Here is a 19,298-nt window from a genome sequence, read left to right as displayed (position 1 = left end):
GTTCAGCGAGGTGGTCGCGTCACTGGGTGCGGTTCTCACCGTGGTAGTACTCGAAGACCCAGCCGAAGAGACCGATCAGGATGAACGGGGCCGAGAAGAACATCAGCCACCAGCCGACCGCGACCGACAGGAAGGCGAACGCTCCGCCGAGGCCCAGCAGCAGCGGCTGCCAGCTGTGCGGGGAGAAGAAGCCGAGCTCACCGGCCTCGTCCGCGACGTCGGCCTCCTTGTTGTCCTGCGCCATCGCGTCGACCCGCCGGGCCGTGAAGGCCAGGTAGTAGCCGACCATGATGCACAGGCCGAAGGCCAGGAAGAGCGCCGTGGTACCGGCCGGCTCCTTCGACCACAGGCCGTAGACGATCGCCACGGCCAGGATGAAGACGCTCAGCCAGATGAACATCTTGCCCTGGATCTTCACTTGCCGGCCTCCTTTCCACCAGCAAGAGCAGCGGACTCGACGTCGCGGTTCTCGAGCTCGTCGAGGGCCGCCATGTCGGGGTGGTGCAGGTCGAACGCCGGGGATTCACTGCGGATCCGCGGCAGGGTGAGGAAGTTGTGCCGCGGCGGCGGGCAGGAGGTCGCCCACTCCAGCGAACGGCCGTAGCCCCACGGGTCGTCCACGCCGACCGGCTTGCCGTACTTGGCGGTCTTCCAGACGTTGTAGATGAACGGCAGGAAGGACAGGCCGAGGACGAACGAGCCGATGGTGGACACCGTGTTGAGGGCGGTGAAGCCGTCGGCGGCCAGGTAGTCCGCGTAGCGGCGCGGCATGCCCTCGGCGCCCAGCCAGTGCTGCACCAGGAAGGTGCCGTGGAAGCCGACGAACAGCGTCCAGAAGGTGATCTTGCCCAGACGCTCGTCGAGCATCTTGCCGGTGAACTTCGGCCACCAGAAGTGGAAGCCGGCGAACATCGCGAACACCACGGTGCCGAACACCACGTAGTGGAAGTGCGCCACCACGAAGTAGGAATCGGAGATGTGGAAGTCCAGCGGCGGCGAGGCCAGGATCACGCCGGTGAGGCCGCCGAAGAGGAAGGTGACCAGGAAGCCCACCGACCAGAGCATCGGCGTCTCGAAGGAGAGCGAGCCCTTCCACATGGTGCCGACCCAGTTGAAGAACTTCACACCGGTCGGGACCGCGATCAGGAAGGTCATGAAGGAGAAGAACGGCAGCAGCACACCGCCGGTGACGTACATGTGGTGCGCCCACACCGTCACGGAGAGACCGGCGATCGCGATGGTCGCGCCGACCAGACCCATGTAGCCGAAGATCGGCTTGCGGGAGAAGACCGGGATGATCTCGGAGACGATGCCGAAGAACGGCAGCGCGATGATGTACACCTCGGGGTGGCCGAAGAACCAGAAGAGGTGCTGCCACAGCAGGGCGCCACCGTTGGAGGCGTCGAAGATGTGGGTGCCGAACTTGCGGTCGGCCTCCAGCGCGAAGAGCGCGGCGGCGAGGACCGGGAAGGCGAGCAGGACCAGGACACCGGTCAGCAGCACGTTCCACGTGAAGATCGGCATGCGGAACATGGTCATGCCCGGCGCGCGCATGCAGATGATCGTGGTGATGAAGTTGACCGAGCCGAGGATGGTGCCGAAGCCGGAGAAGGCCAGACCCATGATCCACAGGTCACCGCCGAGACCCGGCGAGTGGATGGCGTCGGACAGCGGGCTGTAGGCGAACCAGCCGAAGTCGGCCGCGCCCTGCGGCGTGAGGAAGCCGCCGACCGCGATCGTCGAGCCGAACAGGTAGAGCCAGTAGGCGAACATGTTCAGCCGCGGGAACGCCACGTCGGGCGCGCCGATCTGCAGCGGCATGATCCAGTTCGCGAAGCCGGCGAAGAGCGGCGTCGCGAACATCAGCAGCATGATCGTGCCGTGCATCGTGAACGCCTGGTTGAACTGCTCGTTCGAGATCAGCTGCGTGCCGGGGCGGGCCAGCTCGGCGCGCATCACCAGCGCCATCACGCCGCCGATGCAGAAGAAGATGAACGAGGTGACCAGGTAGAGCGTGCCGATGGTCTTGTGGTCGGTGGTGGTGAGCCACTTGACCACGAGTTCACCCGGCTTCTTGGCCCGGACCGGGTGCTCGTCCTGGTAGTACGAGCCCGGTGCGGCACCCTGGGATTGGTTGAGGATGCTCACAGTACGTTCGTCTCCCGGTTCTTCTCGTGGCTCGTCTGCGCGATGCCCGCGGGAACGTAACCGGTCTGCCCCTTCTCAGCGAGTTCCTTGAGGTGCTGCTCGTAGCGCTCGGGGGAGACGACCTTCACGTTGAACAGCATGCGAGCGTGGTCGACGCCGCAGAGCTCGGCGCACTTGCCCTTGAAGGTGCCCTCCTTCGAGGGGGTCACCTCGAACGCGTTGGTGTGACCCGGGATCACGTCCTGCTTCATCAGGAACGGAACCGTCCAGAAGGAGTGGATCACGTCGCGCGAGGTCAGCACGAAGCGGACCTTCTGGCCCTTGGGCAGCCAGAGCGTCGGGCCGGGGTCGCCGGTCTGCGGGTTCCGCGTGGCGGGGATGCCGAAGTCGTGGACGCCGCCGGCGTTCTCCGGGAACGCCTTCCGGAACTTCTCCGGGATGGCGTCCAGGTTCTTGTCGGTCTTCGCGTCGCCCGAGACGCCTTCGACGTTCTCGATGTAGTTGAAGCCCCAGCTCCACTGGTAGCCCACGACGTTGATGGTCACGTCGGGCTTGTCCGTCGTCTCGAGGAGCTTGGCCTCGTCACGGGCGGTGAAGTAGAAGAAGACCGAGACGATGATGAGCGGGACGATCGTGTACAGCGCCTCGAGCGGCATGTTGTAGCGGGTCTGCGGAGGAACTTCCACCTTGGTGCGGCTGCGCCGGTGGTAGAAAGAGCTCCACAGGATCAGTCCCCACACGAGCAGGCCGGTGGCCAGCGCGGCCGCCCAGGTTCCCTGCCACAGGAAGAGGATCCGCGGAGCCTCTTCCGTGGTCGGGGTGGGCATGCCGAGGCGAGGGAAGTCCTCGTATGTGCAACCAGTCGCGGTCGCCAGGACCAGGCCCGCAGTCAGTGCCTGCAGCAGCTTCCGCCGCATCGGGCGCCGCGGCGAGCGGTCGGAGCCGTTGGGACTCACGTAGCGCCTTCCCGAGAGTCTCGCCCGCGCTGGTTGGCTGCGGCCTTAACGCTGGTCGGTCGCCGTCCTGCGTCGGGCAGGGGTTTGGATGTTTATGCGGACCAAACCCTACTGGACGCTTTTTGGGGTCGCGCGAGGAGGGTCCCCCAACGCGCCGCCCGACACCCCGAAGGGGTGGCCGCACGGACGGACGCCGTCCGCTTGCGCCCGCGACGGCGCGCCGATTTCACCCGGTTGACGGCCTCTCGCCCGGTCCGGCGGCGCCCGGCGGCGGTGTCGCGGCCTCGCGGAATCGGGGCCGAACGTCCCGGTAGCGTACGGGCGTGCCGTACTTCGACGCCGCCTCCGCGGTCCCCCTCCACCCTGTCGCCCGCCAGGCCCTGCAGGCCTCCCTGGACGAGGGGTGGGCCGATCCGGCCCGCCTCCACCGGGAGGGCCGCCGGGCCCGGCTGCTGCTGGACGCCGCCCGTGAGGCCGCCGCGGAGGCGGTGGGCTGCCGCCCGGACGAACTGGTCTTCACCACCTCCGGCACCCGGGCCGTGCACACCGGCATGGCGGGCGCGCTGGCCGGGCGGCGCCGGGCCGGACAGCACCTGATCGTGTCATCGGTCGAGCACTCGTGCGTCCTGCACGCCGCGGAGCGGCACGAGGCCGACGGCGGCACGGTGACCCGGGTCGGGGTGGACCGGGGCGGCGCGGTGGACGCCGGGGAGTTCGCGGACGGCCTGCGGGCGGACACCGCGCTGGCGTGCCTGCAGTCGGCCAACCACGAGGTGGGCACGGTGCAGCCGGTGGCCGAGGCGGCCGAGGCGTGCCGTTCGGCGGGGGTGCCGCTGCTGGTGGACGCGGCGCAGTCGCTGGCCTGGGGTCCGGTGGACGGGGCCTGGTCGCTGCTGGCGGCGAGCGCGCACAAGTGGGGAGGGCCGGCGGGGATCGGGCTGCTGGCGGTGCGCAAGGGGGTGCGGTTCTCGCCGCCGGGACCGTCGGACGAGCGGGAGTCGGGGCGGGCGCCGGGGTTCGAGAACATCCCCGCGGCGGTGGCCGCGGCCGCCTCGCTGCGGGCGGTGCGGGCGGAGGCCGCGGCGGAGGCGGCGCGGCTGCGGGAGCTCACCGGGCGGATCCGGGCCCGGGTGCCGGAGCTGCTGACGGACGTGGAGGTGGTGGGCGACCCGGAGCGGCGGCTTCCGGGAATCGTCACCTTCTCCTGTCTCTACGTCGACGGCGAGGCGCTGCTGCACGAGCTGGACCGGGCGGGGTTCTCGGTCTCCTCCGGCTCCTCCTGCACCAGCAGCACCCTGATGCCGAGTCACGTGCTGAAGGCGATGGGGGTGCTCAGCGAGGGGAACGTGCGGGTGTCGCTGCCGGCGGGGACGGCGGCGGAGGACGTGGAGGCGTTCCTCGACGCGCTGCCGCGGGTGGTCTCGTCGGTCCGGGCCCAGCTGGGGGCGCCGGCGGCGGACGAGGAGCGCGGCCGGGGCCCCGCGGCCGGGGGCGAGCTGGTGGTCGACACGCTGGGGGGGGCGCCGGCGCCCGCACGGCCGGTGGGGTCGCGTGCGGCGGGCGGGCCCGCGCCCGCCCGTGCCGCCCCCGCGGGTTACGGAAGGGCCAGCATGCGCTCGAGGGCCAGCTTCGCGTACGTCTCCGTCTCGCGGTCGACCTGGATCCGGTTGACCAGCTTGCCGTCCGCCAGGGACTCCAGCGCCCACACCAGGTGCGGCAGGTCGATCCGGTTCATGGTCGAGCAGAAGCACACCGTCCGGTCCAGGAAGACGACCTCCTTGCCCTCCGGGGCGAAACGGTTCGCCAGGCGCCGGACCAGGTTGAGCTCCGTGCCGATGGCCCACTTGGACCCGGCCGGCGCGGCCTCCAGCGTCTTGATGATGTGCTCCGTCGAGCCGACGTGGTCCGCGGCGGCGACCACCTCGTGGCGGCACTCGGGGTGCACCAGCACGTTGACGCCCGGGATCCGCTCCCGCACGTCGTTCACCGACTCCAGGCTGAACCGCCCGTGCACCGAGCAGTGCCCGCGCCACAGGATCATCTTCGCCGCCCGCAGCTCCTCGGCGGTGAGCCCGCCGTTCGGCTTGTGCGGGTTGTAGACGACGCAGTCCTCCAGCGACATGCCCATGTCCCGCACCGCGGTGTTGCGGCCCAGGTGCTGGTCGGGCAGGAAGAGCACCTTCTCGCCCTGCCGGAACGCCCACTCCAGCGCCCTCTTCGCGTTGGAGGAGGTGCAGATCAGACCGCCGTGCCGGCCGGTGAAGGCCTTGATGTCGGCGGAGGAGTTCATGTAGGAGACGGGGACGACCTGTTCGGCCACGCCCGCCTCGGTCAGCACGTCCCAGCACTCGGCGACCTGCTCGGCCGTCGCCATGTCGGCCATGGAGCAGCCGGCGGCGAGGTCGGGCAGGACGACCTTCTGGTCGTCCGAGGTGAGGATGTCGGCCGACTCGGCCATGAAGTGGACGCCGCAGAAGACGATGTACTCGGCCTCCGGGCGGGCCGCGGCGTCGCGGGCGAGCTTGAAGGAGTCGCCGGTGACGTCCGCGAACTGGATGACCTCGTCGCGCTGGTAGTGGTGGCCGAGCACGAAGACCTTGTCCCCGAGCCTCTCCTTGGCCGCGCGGGCGCGCTCCACCAGGTCCGGGTCGGACGGCGACGGCAGGTCGCCGGGGCACTCGACGCCCCGCTCGCTCCGCGGGTCGGCCTCGCGGCCGAGGAGGAGCAACGCGAGCGGCGTCGGCTGGACGTCGAGCTCCTGGGGCTGGGCGGTGGTCACTACACGCACCCTTTCTGTTCTGCGGGTTTCCCCGGACGGGGAGACGGGTCACGCCTTTTCGTCTAAATGACGCTATCTATCATAACCTCTGCCCGTCACTTTGCGGGCGTCCGATAGCGTCGATGTGACGTGAATCCCGGTCGGGCCCGTGCGTCCGGGAGACGCTGTTGCGGGTCGCGGGCGTGTGCGAGCATGAGTGAGGACGAGCGATGGCTGTTCGCCCGGGCCGGGGCGGAATGAATCCGCGGCCGGGCCGGTTGAATCGTCGGCAAGCAGTCTCCGTACAACCCGGGAGAGATGTAGATGTCCGTATCGGACGAGAAGACCACCGTCACCGACGGCATCATCCTGACCGACGCCGCCGCGGCCAAGGTCAAGGCCCTGCTCGACCAGGAAGGCCGTGACGACCTGGCGCTGCGCGTCGCCGTCCAGCCCGGCGGTTGCTCGGGTCTGCGTTACCAGCTGTTCTTCGACGAGCGGTCCCTCGACGGCGACGTGGTCAAGGACTTCGACGGCGTCAAGGTCGTCACCGACCGCATGAGCGCCCCGTACCTGGGCGGCGCCTCGATCGACTTCGTCGACACCATCGAGAAGCAGGGCTTCACGATCGACAACCCGAACGCCACGGGCTCCTGCGCCTGCGGCGACTCGTTCAACTAGGGTCCGCGACACCGGCTCCGCACCGAGGGCGGCGCCCCCCGTACAGGGGGGCGCCGCCCTCGGGCGTTGCCGGGCGTCAGCGCGCCGACGGGCGCGGCCCGCGCTCCTCGGGCACGGGCTTCCCGGCGGAGTCGACCACCGTGCGGCCGCCGAGGGGCTCGTCGAGCTCCACGGTCCGGTGGTGGATCTTGGCGATCATGATGCAGACCCGGTCGGGCCACTTCCGCTCGTCGACGACGACCTCCACCCGGTCCCCGCGCTCCTCGGCCCGCACCGTGAAGTCCGAGCACACGCCGGCCTCGAAGGCCACGGTGAGGCGGCCGTCCTCGGCCCGGTAGCCGGTGACCCGGGCCCGGTCGGTGCCCATCCCGTCGTCCGGTCCGGTCGGGCGGGGGTTGGGCCGCTCGGCCGGCGACTCCTCCGGGGTGACGACGTGGGCCGGGTCCACGGCCGGGTGGGCCACGGTCAGCGCGTCGACGGCGTTCGGGAGCCGGACCTGGAAGAGCCACGACGGCACCAGCGCCCGCGCGCCGTCCACCTGGAACGCCGCGAGGCCGAGCGTGGCGCCCTCGACGGTGGCGGTCCGCCGCTTCACCGGCTCGGGCGCGCACGGGTCGGCCGGCGGCACGGCGCCGGAGGGGCGGCCTCCGTCGTCCTCGGCGTGCGGCACCGCGCTGGCGCAGCCGGGTTCCGGGGCGCGGCCCACGCCGGAGCTCAGCCGGTCGAGGTCCTTCAGCGCCTCCCGGGCCTCCACCAGCGGGTAGGAGTCGCCGCGGACCGGGTCGGCGAGCTGTCCGGCGCCCGAGGTCACCGTGGCGTCGGGGCCCACCCGCAGGGCGGTGGTCCAGCCGTGGGTGGGCAGGCCGCCGATCACCGGGTCGGCGTTCACGGTCCGTTCGGCGCCCAGGGTGCCGCTCGCGTCCACCCGGGCGTCCTCCTGGCCGACGGCCTTCAGCACCGGCGCGGCGGCGGCCCTGGCCCGGGCCTCGTCGACCGGGGTCCCCCCCTCGGGGTGCGGGCGGGTGAGCGTCCAGGAGGCGGGCGCCTTCCGGTCCACCGCCAGCTCCTCCCCCGCCTTCCACACCGTGCCGTCGGCGCGTGGTGCGCCCTCCAGCCCGAGCGACCCGGCGAGCGCGGCCACCCGCCCGGCGGGGACCTCGCCCTCGGGCCGGTACACGGGGGCGGTGTCCGGCGCGTCGGGCAGCGGTCCCGCGGCGCGGAAGGTGAGGCCCTGGGGCACGCCGCCGTGGCCGTCCAGCACCAGGGGTTCCGGGTCCGCCGGACCGGACGCGGAGGCGGTCCGGGCCGCCGGGCCGTCCGTGGAGGAGGCCGCGTAGGCGCCCATGCCCGCCGCGGCCAGGACGGCGGCGGTCACCGCGGCGACGGCGAGCCGGCCGCGCGGCGGGGAGGACCGCCGTCCGGGCGGCGCGGGCTCCTCGCCGGCCGCCTCCGGAGCCGGCCCGTCGCCCGGTCCCGCGGCGCCGCCCGCTTCCGTGCCCGCTTCCGTGCCTGCTTCCGTGCCTGCTCCGGGGGCGGGGTCCCGTCGGCCCGCGGTCCCGCCGTGGTGGTCCGCCCCGGTGGTCGTCCCGTCGTCCGGGCCGCCGGCCGGCTGAGCGTCGTCCTTCACCTCTTCGCTCCTTCTCCTCACAGGCCCTCCGGGGCCGCATCCCTCATCAGGAGTCGCCGGTGTGACGTGCGCGGGGAGCATCCGGTTCCCCCGGAAGCGGTGCTCGGGGCGATCCGCGCGCCCGGGCCGCCTACCATCGGTAGGTCAGCAAGCCGTCGTCCAGGAGAGACCCCCCGTGCGCATCGCAGTCACCGGCTCCATCGCCACCGACCACCTCATGACCTTCCCCGGCCGGTTCGCCGACCAGCTCGTCGCGGACCAGCTGCACACGGTCTCGCTCTCCTTCCTGGTCGACCAGCTCGACGTCCGCCGCGGCGGCGTCGGCGCCAACATCGCCTTCGGGATGGGCCAGCTCGGCACCGCCCCGGTCCTGGTCGGCGCGGCCGGCTCCGACTTCGACGAGTACCGCGCCTGGCTCGACCGGCACGGCGTGGACACCGCCTCCGTGCGCATCTCCGAGACGCTGCACACCGCCCGGTTCGTCTGCACCACGGACGCCGACCACAACCAGATCGGCTCCTTCTACACGGGCGCGATGAGCGAGGCCCGCCTGATCGAGCTGAAGACCGTCGCCGACCGGGTGGGCGGGCTGGACCTGGTCCTGATCGGCGCCGACGACCCCGAGGCGATGCTCCGCCACACCGAGGAGTGCCGCTCCCGCGGCATCCCGTTCGCCGCGGACTTCTCGCAGCAGATCGCGCGGATGAACGGCGAGGAGATCCGCATCCTGCTCGACGGCGCCACCTACCTCTTCTCCAACGAGTACGAGAAGGGGCTCATCGAGTCCAAGACCGGCTGGTCCGACGAGGAGATCCTGGCCAAGGTCGGCCACCGGGTCACCACGCTCGGCTCGCGCGGCGTGCGCGTCGAGCGCCACGGGGAGACCCCGATCGAGGTCGGCGTCCCCCGGGAGAACCGCAAGGCCGACCCGACCGGTGTCGGCGACGCCTTCCGGGCCGGCTTCCTGTCCGGTCTGGCCTGGGGCGCCTCGCTGGAGCGCGCCGCGCAGGTCGGCTGCATGCTGGCGACGCTGGTGATCGAGACGGTGGGCACCCAGGAGTACCAGCTCCACCGGGCGCACTTCATGGAGCGTTTCGCCGAGGCCTACGGCGAGGAGGCCGCCGCCGAGGTCCGCAAGCACCTCGGCTGACGCCACCGCCCGGAAGGGCGGCGGGAACGGGGAAGGCCCCCGGCACCGATGTCGGTGCCGGGGGCCTTCGCGTGCGTCAGGCCCGGGCGGGCTCGGGCTCCGCGGTGGGGGTGGGGGTGTCGTCCCCGTCCCCGCCCTCGGAGGACTTCGCCCGCCGCTTCGCCGCGCGCCTGGCGGCGCGGCGCTCCTTGCGGAGCTCCAGCATCGCGTAGAGCGTCGGGACCAGCAGCAGCGTCAGCAGCGTCGAGGTGATCAGACCGCCGATCACCACCACCGCCAGCGGCTGGGCGATGAAGCCGCCGTGGCCGGTGATGCCCAGCGCCATCGGGATCAGCGCGAAGATGGTCGCCAGCGCGGTCATCAGGATGGGCCGCAGACGGTGCCGGCCGCCCTCGATCACCGCGTCGACGATGCCGTAGCCCTGATCGCGGTACTGGTTGATCAGGTCGATCAGCACGATCGCGTTGGTGACCACGATGCCGATCAGCATCAGCATGCCGATCATCGCCGGGACGCCCATCGGGATGCCCGTGGCGATCAGCAGGCCGAGCGCGCCGGTCGCCGCGAACGGGATGGACACCAGCAGGATCAGCGGCTGGGCGAGCGACCGGAAGGTGCCGACCAGGAGCATGAACACGATGGCGATCGCGGCGAGCATGGCCAGGAAGAGGTTGGCGAAGGCGTCGTCCTGCTGCTCGGTGACACCGGCGATCTCGGCCGTGGCGCCCTCGGGCAGGTCCAGCTTGTCGATGGCCGTGAAGAGCTCCGCGCTGACCGCGCCGGTGTTGTCGCCGGTCGGACGGGCGGTGACGTTGACCGAGCGCTGGCCGTCGATGCGGGTCAGCGAGACCGGGCCGTCGACCAGTTCGACGTCGGCGACCTGGGACAGCTTGACCGGGCCGAGCCGCAGGTTCTTCAGCTCGGCGACGGTGTCGGCGGGCTTGGCGGACCGGATGACGATGTCGCGCTCGGCGTTGTCCAGAGTGGCCTTGCCGACCGTGGTGCCGCGGACCGACTGGGCGACGACCGCGCCGAGGGTCTGGTCGTCGAACCCGGCCGCGGCGGCCTTCTCGTTGGCGCGGACCTGGATGCGCGGGACGGACTGCGCGAGGTCGCTGGTGACGTCGGTGACGTCGTCGAGGCCCTCGACCGCCTTGGTCACGTCGGCGGTGGCGTCGGCGAGCACCTCGGGGTCGGCGGCCTTGACGACCACCGCGAGGTCCGTGCCGCCGAAGCCGCCGGACGTGTCGATCCTGGTGTCGCCGACGCCGTCGAGGCCGGCGAGCCCCTTCTCGATGTCCTTCTGGACGCCGTCGTACGAGGCGCCCTCCTCCAGCATGACCTGGAACGAGGCCTGGTTGCTGCCGGTGCCTCCGCCGAAGGCCGCCATCCAGCCGGAGCTGCCGACGGTGACCTGCTGGTCCTTGACGCCGTCGATGCCCTCGATCAGCTTCTCGACCCTGGTCGCGGCCTCGTCGGTGGCGGCCAGGCTGGTGCCGGGCTCCAGTTCCTGGCTGACGGCGATGACGTTCTGGTCGCCCTGGTCCAGGAAGTTGGTCTTGAGCAGCGGCGTCATGCCGAGGGTGCCGACGAGCACCACGACGGCGATCAGCACGCTGGTGAGGCGGCGGCGCGTGGCGAACCTCAGGACGGGCACGTACAGGCGCTGCAGCTTGCTGCGGCGCTCGGCCTCCTCGGCCTTGCGGCGGGCCTCCTCGGCGTCCGCGGGGGTGTGCTTGGGGGCGCGCAGGAACCAGTAGGACAGGACCGGGACGACGGTCAGCGACACCAGCAGCGAGGCCAGCATGGCGATCGTGACGGTGAGGCTGAAGTCGCTGAACAGCTCGCCCACCATGCCGCCGACCAGGCCGATCGGCAGGAAGACCGCGACGGTGGTCAGGGTGGAGGAGGTGATCGCGCCGGCCACCTCGCGGACGGCCTTGAGGATGGCCTCCTTGCGCTCGGTGCCGTAGCCGAGGTGCCGCTTGATGTTCTCCAGCACCACGATCGAGTCGTCGACCACGCGCCCGATGGCGATGGTCAGGCCGCCGAGCGTGAGCATGTTGAGCGAGGTGTCGCGGGTCCACAGCACGATCAGGGTGAGGACCACCGAGAGCGGGATGGAGACCGCGGTGACCAGCGTGGAGCGGATCGAGGTCAGGAAGACCAGGATCACCACGACGGCGAAGGCGAGACCCAGCGCCCCCTCGGTGGTGAGGCCGGAGATCGCGTCGGCGACGGCCGGGCCCTGGTCGGTGACGACGGTGACCACGGCGCCCTGACCGACGGCGGCGCGCAGCTCGGGGAGCTTGTCCTGGACGGCCTCGGAGATGGTGACGGCGCTGCCGTCGCGGTCCATGGTGACGACGACGGAGAGGCTGGGCTCGCCGTTGGTCCGGGTGATGGAGGTGGCCGCGGCCGGCTTCTCGGCGACCTTGGCGACGGACGAGAGCTTGACCGCCTTGCCGCCGCCCTCACCGGCGACGCGCAGGTCCTTGATCTGGTCGAGCGAGGTGTAGCCGCCGCCGACCTGGACGGTGCGGCTGGTGCCGTCCTCGTCGAAGGCGCCCGCCGGCACCGTGGCGCCGCCCGCCTGGAGCGCCTGCGTCAGCGAGGCGGCGGTCAGCCCGGCGCGCGCCAGCTTGGCGTCGTCCGGGGTGACGGTGACCTGCATCTCGCGCACGCCGTTGACCGCGGCCTGGCCGACGCCGTCGATCTTCTCCAGCTCGGGGACGACCGCGGTGTCGAGGCGGTCGGCCAGCGCCTGCTGGTCCATGTCGGCGGTGACGGAGAGGACGACGGCCGGGATGTCGTCGGACGAGCCGGCGATCACCTGCGGGTCGACGCCCTCGGGGAGCAGGTTCCGCGACCGGTTGATCGCCTGCTGGATGTCGGCGACCAGCTGCTTGGTGTCCGGGCCGTAGTCGAAGGAGGCCATGATCACGGCGTTGCCCTCGCTCGCCGTGGAGGTCAGGCTCTCCACCCCGTCGACGGCCTTGATGCCGTTCTCCAGGGGCTCGACGACCTGCTTCTCCACCACGTCCGGCGACGCGCCCTGGTACGGCGCGATCACCGAGACCATGGGCAGTTCGATGGAGGGGAGCAGCTGCTGCTTGAGCTGCGGGATCGCGATGACTCCGAAGACCAGCGCGATGAGCGACATCAGACCTATCAGGGCCCGCTGCGCGAGGCTGAATTTTGACAGCCAGGACATAAGGGTCAGGGTCTCTCTACGAGGCGAGGGCACGGTGCGCGGAAGGCGCCGGCCGGGGGCGGGACCGCCGCCGCCTCCATCCTCACCCACGCCTCGGGGGGACCCGGTAACCCCCTGGTCCTATTTGGTGAGCATCACATCCTCCTCCGGTCGGACATACGGACGGGAGGAGGATGAGACGAAAGGACCGCCCGCCTACTGGGCGGGCCCCTCCTCGGCGGACCCCTCCCCGGCGGACTCCCCGGACCGCCCGGGCCCATCGGACCCTTCGGCAACTCCGGAATCTCCGGACTCTTCGGACTTCACGGATTCTCCGGTCGTTTCGGGCAGTTCGGCGGCGAGCGCGGCGGCGGCCCGCACCATCGGGAGCGCCAGCAGCGCGCCCACACCCTCGCCGACGGCCACGCCGTGGTCGAGCAGCGGCTCCAGGGCCATCCGGTCGAGCGCCTTGGCCTGGGCGGGCTCGCCGCTGCGGTGGCCCGCCAGCCACCAGTCGGGGCCGCGGAAGGCGATCCGCTGGGCGACCAGGGCGGCGGCGGCCGCCACCACGCCGTCCAGGATCACCGGGGTGCGGCGGGCCGCGCACTGGAGCAGGAAACCGGTCATGGCGGCGACGTCCGCGCCGCCCACGGCGGCCAGCAGCTTCAGCTGGTCGCCGAGGACCGGACGGGCCCGGCGCAGCGCGTCACGGATCGCGGCGCACTTGCGCATCCAGGCCAGGTCGTCGATGCCGGCCCCGCCGCGGCCGGTGACCACCGAGGCGTCGGTGCCGCAGAGGGCGGCGACCAGGACGGCGGCCGCGGTGGTGCCGCCGACGCTGACGTCGCCCAGGACGACCAGGTCGGTGCCGGCGTCGGCCTCCTCGTCGGCGAGGGCGACCCCCGCGGCGAAGGCGGCCCCGGCCTCCTCGGCGGTGAGCGCGTCCTCGACGTCGATCCGTCCGCTGCCCCGGCGCACCCGGTGGCCGGTCACCTCGGCGGGCAGTTCCCCGGGGTCGCAGTCCAGGGCCATGTCCACGACCCGCACCGGGACGTCCTGACGGCGGGCCAGCACGGCGACCGGACTCAGGCCCTCCAGGACGTCCCGCACCAGCCGGACGGCGGTGCCGGCCGGGCGGCCGGAGACGCCGAGCGCGGCCACCCCGTGGTCGGCGGCGAACAGCAGGACCTTGGGCCGCTCCACGGGGCGCACCGGCACGGCGTGCTGGGCGGCGGCGAGCCACTCCCCCAGGTCGTCCAGACGTCCCAGCGCCCCGGCCGGAACGGCCAGCCGCTCCCGGCGCGCCTCGGCGTCACGGCGCACGCTGCCGTGGGGGCGCTGGATCCGGTCGGTGAAGTCGTCGAGATTAAGCGAGCTCATTGGCGGAACAGTACCGGCCCGTCGGAGCCGCGTCGTTGCACGCGGGAGCGGGACGGCCTACCTTCCGGTTTGCCCTCTTTCGTTCCGGGGGATCCCCCGTGTTGTTCCCGAGGTGAGGAGCCGCCGTGGCCGAGGTCGTCGTGCCGGAACCGCAGGACCCGGTCGCGCCGGGGCCGCCGGTGACGCCGGGTCAGGTGCCCGGCGGCCGGCCGCCGGGCAGGCTGGAGCGGCTGCGGCACCTCGCCGCCGCCCGGGCGGTGCTGGCGGTGGCGCCGGAGCCGGAGAGCTGGCTGGACGTCGGGTGCGGCCGCGGGTACTTCTGCGCGGCGGCGAGACGGTACTTCCCGTACACGGCCTTCGACGGACTCGACGCCACCCCGCTGGTGGAGGCGGCGCGGGAGGCCGGGCGGATCGAGGAGGCCCACCGGGGACTGCCGGAGGACCCGGTGACCTCCCTCCGCCTGACGGGCCGTTACGACGTGATCAGTCTCCTCGGGGTCCGTCCCCGCCCCGGCCGGCTCCGCGCGATCCGCCCCATACTGCGCGACGGCGGCCACCTCCTGGTCGACGCCCGCCCCGACTCCCCCGCCGCGCTCTCCGCGCTCACCGCGGCCGGGTACCGCCCCGTGCCGCCGCCCCGCCGCCGCCTCCCCTGGCAGCCGCTCCTGGCCCGCCCCGTCCGGGTGCGCGCCGAGCGGTGACCACCGGGCCCCGGTGGTCCGGCCGCCGCACCGCTCCGGCGCCCCTCCGCCCCGCCGCCGCGCCCGTCCCCCGGCGGGGAGGCCCGGAGCCGTCACCCCGTCACCCCGTCACCCCGTCACCCGTTCATCGTGCGCGCGCCCTCGCGTCAGGGGCGGCGGAGGACCCCGCGCCCGGTCAGGAGCGGCCGCGCAGGGGCAGGGCCTGGCCCGCGACGACCAGGAGGACGTGTTCGCACTCCGCGGCGACGGCCGCGTTGAGGCGGCCCAGTTCGTCGCGGTAGCGGCGGCCCGAGGCGGTCGCCGGGACGATCCCGGAGCCGACCTCGTTGGAGACCGCCACCACCGTCCGCCGCGTCGCCCGCAACGCCTCCGCCAGCTCCGTCACCCGCGCCCGCAGCGCCTTCTGCCCGCCGCCCGCCCACTCGGCGTCGTCCCACGCCCCGACCGCGTCCATCGCGTCGGTGAGCCACAGCGCGAGACAGTCGATCAGCAGCGGCGCCCCGCCCTCGGCGCCGTCGCCCTCGAGCAGCGGCACCAGGTCGCAGGTCTCCATCGTCCGCCACGACGCGGGCCGCCGGTCGCGGTGGAGCCGGACCCGTTCCGCCCACTCGGAGTCCCCGCCCCGCGTCCCGCCGGTGGCCACGTACACCACCTCGGGGAACGCCTCGAGGCGCCGTTCCGCCTCGACCGACTTGCCGGAGCGCGCCCCGCCCAGCACCAGCGTGCGCCTGGGCACGTCCGGCACGTTCTCGTACGACCCCACCACCAGCGTCTCCCCGTCCGGCACCGCCCGTGCCCCCGCCGCGGCCAGCCGGCGCCGCAGTTCGGGGCCCGGCGGCACGTCGTGGTCGATGTGCACCGCGATCACGTCCGTGGTGGCGCCGACCGCGCCCGCGGCCCGCAGGCGGGCCAGCGCGTCGGGGCGGCCGAGCACGTCGGCCAGCACCATGTCGTACGGTTCCGCGGTCTCCTCCGGACCGGCCGGCGCGCAGCCCGGCGGCAGGTGGAGCAGCCGCCGGCCGTCCGGCCCGGTGACCGCGTACCCGGTTCCCGGGGCGTCCATGGCCAGGGCCCGCACGCGGTGCCCGGTGAGCAGCGCCAGCTCGCGTCCGTCCGGCACCCGTCCCGGCTGCGGCAGCCCCGGCGGCACCTCCACGGCGGGCCCGTCGTGCGGGTGGGTGAGCAGCACCTGCCGCACACCGGTCAGCGAGTGCCCCGAGCGGGCGGCGGCGAAGGCGGCCCCGGGCACCAGGTCGAGCAGCAGCGTGCCGTCCACGAGCAGCGAGGTCGCGGCCCGGGCGTCCGGGCCGAGGGCGACGGCGCAGGCGGCGCAGGGGCAGCCGGGGCGGGGCAGCCCGCTGGGGGCTCCGGTGCCGAGCAGAGTGACGTCCACGCACCGATTGTCCCGTCCTCCGGCCGGACCGCGCGCCTGCGGCGGTCTGTTCGGCGGCGGGGCGTCCTCCGCACGGGGCGGATCACCGGCCGGGTGACGCCGGTCATGTTGCCCGGACCGCGCGGACGGGAACGATCAGGGCCTAGGCTCCTGACGACGGCATCCCAGCCGGACCCGCAACCCTGGAGGCGCACGTGGTGGCATGGATTTGGCGGTTCGAGAAGGCCGACGGCACCGAGGCCGAGCCCGCGGTGGAGCCGGAGGAGTTCACCACCCAGGGGGACGCGGAGTCCTGGCTGGGCGAGCACTGGCGGGACCTGCTGGAGGGCGGGGCCGAGCAGGTGCGGCTCTTCGAGGACGAGACGGAGATCTACGGTCCGATGAGCCTGCGCGCCGAGGACGTCGAGGCCTGAGCCCCCGGCGGGCGGCCGCCGGGTCCCGGTCCCCGGCGCCCGGCCCGGGAGCGCGGGCGGGCGGGGCGGCGGACCGCCGCCCCGCGGCCGGCGGTCCGCTCCGCCGGGCACGGCCGGGCGGAGCCGCGCGCACGTGCCCCCGGCCCGCGCCCGCGGCGCGCGGCGTCAGCCCGGGATCAGGCCGTCGTCGGAGAGGAGGCCGCGGACCTCGTCGAGGGTGGCGTCCGGGGCCGGGAGGATCAGCTCGGACGGCTCCAGGGAATCGTCCGGCAGAGGTTCCCCCAGCTCACGGACCTTGTCGAGCAGGGCCTGCAGCGTCCGGCGGAAACCGGGTCCGTCACCCTGCTCCATCTCCGACAGGAGTTCGTCGTCCAGGACGGAGAGTTCGGCCAGATGGCTGTCCGACAGCCGGACCTGACCCTCGCCCATGATCCGCACGATCATCCTGGCCTCCCTGAAGCCGTTCGGGGCTACTGCTCCTTGTGGAACCGAGGGGCGTCCTGCGCCTGCGCCTGGTCCTGGCCCGACGCCTGCTGTCCGCCCTCGATGGCCTGCTGCCGCTCGGACGGGCCGCCCGACAGCTCGGCCTTCATCCGCTGCAGCTCCAGTTCCACATCCGTACCACCGGAGAGCCGGTCCAGCTCGGCCTGGATGTCGTCCTTGGCGAGCCCGGAGGGGTCGTCCAGGGCGCCCGAGGCGAGCAGTTCGTCGATCGCGCCGGCCCGCGCCTGCAGCTGGGCCGTCTTGTCCTCGGCGCGCTGGATGGCCAGCCCGACGTCGCCCATCTCCTCGGAGATGCCGCTGAAGGCCTCCCCGATCCGGGTCTGCGCCTGGGCCGCCGTGTAGGTGGCCTTGATGGTCTCCTTCTTGGTGCGGAAGGCGTCCACCTTCGCCTGCAGGCGCTGGGCCGCGAGGGTGAGCTTCTCCTCCTCGCCCTGGAGCGTGCCGTGCTGCGTCTCCAGGTCGGTCACCTGCTGCTGGAGCGCCGCGCGGCGGCTCAGCGCCTCGCGGGCCAGGTCCTCGCGGCCCAGCGCCAGCGCCTTGCGGCCCTGGTCCTCCAGCTTGGACGACTGCGAGCGCAGCTGGTTCAGCTGGAGCTCCAGACGCTTGCGGGAGGTCGCCACGTCGGCGACCCCGCGCCGCACCTTCTGCAGCAGCTCGAGCTGCTTCTGGTACGAGTAGTCGAGGGTTTCGCGAGGGTCCTCGGCCCGGTCCAGGGCCTTGTTCGCCTTCGCGCGGAAGATCATCCCCATACGCTTCATGACACCGCTCATGGGCTTCGCGCGCCCCCTTCTGACGACTTCCAGCTCCAGCTACTGCCGACACAACCCACGGTAAGGGCTGTGTCTCCATTACCGCACTGTCCGACGGGCGATCCGGTCCTCCGCGAGGACGACCACGAGCACGTCCGGTCCGGCCCAGGGAGGAGATCGTTCCCCCGGCCTCCCCCCGGAAGGACGCGCGTCGTTGCGGGATCGTTCCCGCCGGGGCGGTGGTCCATGCCGACAGGCACCCCGTACCCTTGGGTTTTGTGTTCCGTAGCCGCGCCAACGACGAGAAGGCCAAGGACGCCGCGCAGTCGCCGGTGAGCCAGGCCAAGCAGCCCCGCGACCCGCAGGCCCCGAAGGGCAGGCCCACTCCCAAGCGGAGCGTGGCCCAGTCCCAGCGCCGCAGCGTCGCCAACACGCCGACCACCCGCAAGGAGGCGGCGAAGCGACAGCGCGAGGAGCGCCGCGCCGCGCTGGAGCGCCAGCGCCAGGCCCTCGCCTCCGGCGACGAGCGCTACCTGCCGGTCCGCGACAAGGGCCCGGTGCGCCGGTTCGCCCGTGACTTCATCGACTCGCGCTGGTGCGTGGCGGAGTTCTTCCTCCCGATGGCCGTGATCATCCTGATCCTGACGGTCGTCCAGAACCAGCGGGTCCAGTACCTCGGCATGCTGCTGTGGCTGGCCGTCATCGTGATGATCGTGCTCGACTCGATCGTCACCGGCCTGCGCCTGCGCAAGCGGCTGGCCGAGAAGTTCCCGGACGACAACCGGCGCGGCGCCGTCGCCTACGCGCTGATGCGCTCGCTGCAGATGCGGCGGCTGCGGCTGCCCAAGCCCCAGGTCAAGCGCGGGGAGCGGCCCTGACCACCACCGGCTCCGACCGGGTGCCGCGGCAGACGGCGCCCTTCGACTCCGACGCGGCCCGCGCCTGGCTCGGCACGGTGGGCGGGCTGCGTGACGTGGTCCGCCAGGAGTTGGTGGCACGTCAGCTCGACGAGCAGATCATCGGCCACTTCCCGGTCGGCCGGCGGCTGCGCGTACTGGACGTCGGCATGGGCCAGGGCACCCAGGCGCTGCGGCTCGCCCGCGCCGGCCACCAGGTCACCGGCGTGGAACGCGACCCCACCATGATCGAGGCCGCGCGCGAGGCCCTGGCCGCCGAGCCGGCCGGGATCCAGGAGCGGGTCCACCTGGTCGAGGGCGACGGCCAGGAGACCGGCGTCCACTTCCTGCCGGGCAGCTTCGACCTGGTGCTCTGTCACGGCGTGCTGATGTACGTCGACGAACCGGACCCGCTGCTCGCCGGACTGGGCCGGATGCTGGCCCCCGGCGGGGTGCTCTCGCTGCTGGTGCGCAACGGCGACGCGCTCGCCATGCGGCCCGGCCTGGCCGGCGACTGGGCCGGCGCGGTCGCCGCCTTCGACACCGTGGGGTACCGCAACCGGCTCGGGGTGAGCGCGCGCGCCGACCGCCTGGACGCGCTGACCGAGTCCCTGGCCGGCATCGGCGCGCCGCTGCGGGCCTGGTACGGCGTCCGCGTCTTCACCGACCAGGCGCCCGACGGGGCGGCGCGGCCGTCCGGCCCGGAGATGGAGACCCTCCTCGCCGCCGAGGAACGCGCGGGCCGCACC

At 72.9% G+C, this 19,298-nt stretch carries 15 protein-coding genes and 2 pseudogenes; 7 read left to right on the top strand and 10 right to left on the bottom strand.

Annotated features, from left to right (window positions below; translation table 11 throughout):
* Positions 1 to 19: 19 nt before the first annotated feature.
* From A2U95_RS15800 to ctaC, 3 genes are read right to left on the bottom strand one after another with little or no spacing between them, the layout of a single operon-like run.
* Positions 20 to 418 (bottom strand): cytochrome c oxidase subunit 4, encoded by a 399-nt coding sequence (locus A2U95_RS15800; protein ID WP_166023033.1) that lies wholly within the window; start codon positions 416 to 418, stop codon positions 20 to 22.
* Entirely contained in the window at positions 415 to 2,148 is a 1,734-nt protein-coding gene (ctaD, locus tag A2U95_RS15795) for an aa3-type cytochrome oxidase subunit I (protein WP_166023031.1), read from the bottom strand. The genes A2U95_RS15800 and ctaD overlap by 4 nt, the downstream gene beginning before the upstream one ends.
* The gene (gene ctaC, locus A2U95_RS15790; RefSeq protein WP_166023030.1) at positions 2,145 to 3,104 is read right to left on the bottom strand and encodes an aa3-type cytochrome oxidase subunit II; all 960 of its coding nucleotides are present in this window, start codon (positions 3,102 to 3,104) and stop codon (positions 2,145 to 2,147) included. Before ctaC ends, ctaD begins: the two co-directional genes overlap by 4 nt.
* Before the next feature lie 323 nt (positions 3,105 to 3,427).
* Here ctaC and A2U95_RS15785 point away from each other — a divergent pair.
* Positions 3,428 to 4,669 (top strand): annotated as a pseudogene (locus A2U95_RS15785) (cysteine desulfurase family protein); the annotation flags it as partial.
* Between the two features lie 29 nt (positions 4,670 to 4,698).
* Here A2U95_RS15785 and nadA read toward each other — a convergent pair.
* Positions 4,699 to 5,883, bottom strand: coding sequence for a quinolinate synthase NadA (gene nadA / locus A2U95_RS15780; RefSeq protein ID WP_166025266.1), 1,185 nt, complete (start codon positions 5,881 to 5,883; stop codon positions 4,699 to 4,701).
* A 303-nt stretch (positions 5,884 to 6,186) separates the two neighbouring features.
* Between nadA and erpA the strand changes: the two genes are divergently transcribed.
* The gene (erpA, locus tag A2U95_RS15775) at positions 6,187 to 6,543 is read left to right on the top strand and encodes an iron-sulfur cluster insertion protein ErpA (RefSeq protein WP_166023027.1); all 357 of its coding nucleotides are present in this window, start codon (positions 6,187 to 6,189) and stop codon (positions 6,541 to 6,543) included.
* Between the two features lie 76 nt (positions 6,544 to 6,619).
* Here erpA and A2U95_RS15770 read toward each other — a convergent pair whose 3' ends face one another.
* On the bottom strand, positions 6,620 to 8,170 hold the full coding sequence (locus tag A2U95_RS15770) for a hypothetical protein (protein WP_240957339.1): 1,551 nt from the start codon (positions 8,168 to 8,170) through the stop codon (positions 6,620 to 6,622).
* A 175-nt stretch (positions 8,171 to 8,345) separates the two neighbouring features.
* On the opposite strand from A2U95_RS15770, the gene A2U95_RS15765 reads away from it, so the two are divergent.
* Complete coding sequence (locus A2U95_RS15765) at positions 8,346 to 9,320, top strand: carbohydrate kinase family protein (RefSeq protein WP_166023025.1); 975 nt, start codon at positions 8,346 to 8,348, stop codon at positions 9,318 to 9,320.
* Between the two features lie 76 nt (positions 9,321 to 9,396).
* On the opposite strand, the gene A2U95_RS15760 is transcribed toward A2U95_RS15765, so the two are convergent.
* Positions 9,397 to 12,534 (bottom strand): efflux RND transporter permease subunit, encoded by a 3,138-nt coding sequence (locus tag A2U95_RS15760; RefSeq protein WP_166023023.1) that lies wholly within the window; start codon positions 12,532 to 12,534, stop codon positions 9,397 to 9,399.
* Between the two features lie 195 nt (positions 12,535 to 12,729).
* Positions 12,730 to 13,893 (bottom strand): nicotinate-nucleotide--dimethylbenzimidazole phosphoribosyltransferase, encoded by a 1,164-nt coding sequence (gene cobT / locus A2U95_RS15755; protein WP_166023022.1) that lies wholly within the window; start codon positions 13,891 to 13,893, stop codon positions 12,730 to 12,732.
* Positions 13,894 to 14,018: 125 nt separating this feature from the next.
* Here cobT and A2U95_RS15750 point away from each other — a divergent pair, with 125 nt between their 5' ends.
* Positions 14,019 to 14,594, top strand: a complete 576-nt coding sequence (locus tag A2U95_RS15750; protein ID WP_166023020.1) for a methyltransferase domain-containing protein — start codon at positions 14,019 to 14,021, stop codon at positions 14,592 to 14,594.
* A gap of 175 nt (positions 14,595 to 14,769) precedes the next feature.
* Here A2U95_RS15750 and A2U95_RS15745 read toward each other — a convergent pair whose 3' ends face one another.
* A complete protein-coding gene (locus A2U95_RS15745; protein WP_166023018.1) occupies positions 14,770 to 15,987 on the bottom strand; it encodes a bifunctional adenosylcobinamide kinase/adenosylcobinamide-phosphate guanylyltransferase in 1,218 nt (405 codons plus the stop codon).
* Between the two features lie 194 nt (positions 15,988 to 16,181).
* On the opposite strand from A2U95_RS15745, the gene A2U95_RS15740 reads away from it, so the two are divergent.
* Positions 16,182 to 16,400 carry a hypothetical protein gene (locus tag A2U95_RS15740; RefSeq protein ID WP_166023016.1) on the top strand — a complete coding sequence of 73 codons (219 nt, stop codon included), beginning with the start codon at positions 16,182 to 16,184 and terminating at the stop codon, positions 16,398 to 16,400.
* A gap of 165 nt (positions 16,401 to 16,565) precedes the next feature.
* On the opposite strand, the gene pspAA is transcribed toward A2U95_RS15740, so the two are convergent.
* Both pspAA and A2U95_RS15730 read right to left on the bottom strand, forming a co-directional pair.
* Positions 16,566 to 16,844, bottom strand: a complete 279-nt coding sequence (gene pspAA, locus A2U95_RS15735; RefSeq protein WP_166023014.1) for a PspA-associated protein PspAA — start codon at positions 16,842 to 16,844, stop codon at positions 16,566 to 16,568.
* A gap of 26 nt (positions 16,845 to 16,870) precedes the next feature.
* Positions 16,871 to 17,674 carry a PspA/IM30 family protein gene (locus A2U95_RS15730; protein ID WP_166023012.1) on the bottom strand — a complete coding sequence of 268 codons (804 nt, stop codon included), beginning with the start codon at positions 17,672 to 17,674 and terminating at the stop codon, positions 16,871 to 16,873.
* 183 nt (positions 17,675 to 17,857) lie between these two features.
* Here A2U95_RS15730 and A2U95_RS15725 point away from each other — a divergent pair.
* Positions 17,858 to 18,531: pseudogene (locus tag A2U95_RS15725) on the top strand (DUF3043 domain-containing protein); the annotation flags it as partial.
* Positions 18,532 to 18,644: 113 nt separating this feature from the next.
* On the top strand, positions 18,645 to 19,298 hold a 654-nt coding region (locus A2U95_RS15720; RefSeq protein WP_166025260.1), incomplete at its 3' end, for a class I SAM-dependent methyltransferase.

Origin of the sequence: Streptomyces chilikensis (assembly GCF_001642695.1) — a bacterium.
Classification (GTDB): Bacteria; Actinomycetota; Actinomycetes; order Streptomycetales; family Streptomycetaceae; genus Streptomyces; species Streptomyces chilikensis.
The sequence above is the reverse complement of the archived record's forward strand: the minus strand, read 5'-3'. Positions and strand labels throughout refer to the sequence as shown.

Coding starts and splice junctions, on each gene's coding strand:
- cobT (WP_166023022.1), bottom strand. CDS start 13,893: ATGAGCTCGCTTAATCTCGACGACTTCACCGACCGGATCCAGCGCCCC.
- pspAA (WP_166023014.1), bottom strand. CDS start 16,844: ATGATCGTGCGGATCATGGGCGAGGGTCAGGTCCGGCTGTCGGACAGC.
- erpA (WP_166023027.1), top strand. CDS start 6,187: ATGTCCGTATCGGACGAGAAGACCACCGTCACCGACGGCATCATCCTG.
- A2U95_RS15730 (WP_166023012.1), bottom strand. CDS start 17,674: ATGAGCGGTGTCATGAAGCGTATGGGGATGATCTTCCGCGCGAAGGCG.
- A2U95_RS15760 (WP_166023023.1), bottom strand. CDS start 12,534: ATGTCCTGGCTGTCAAAATTCAGCCTCGCGCAGCGGGCCCTGATAGGT.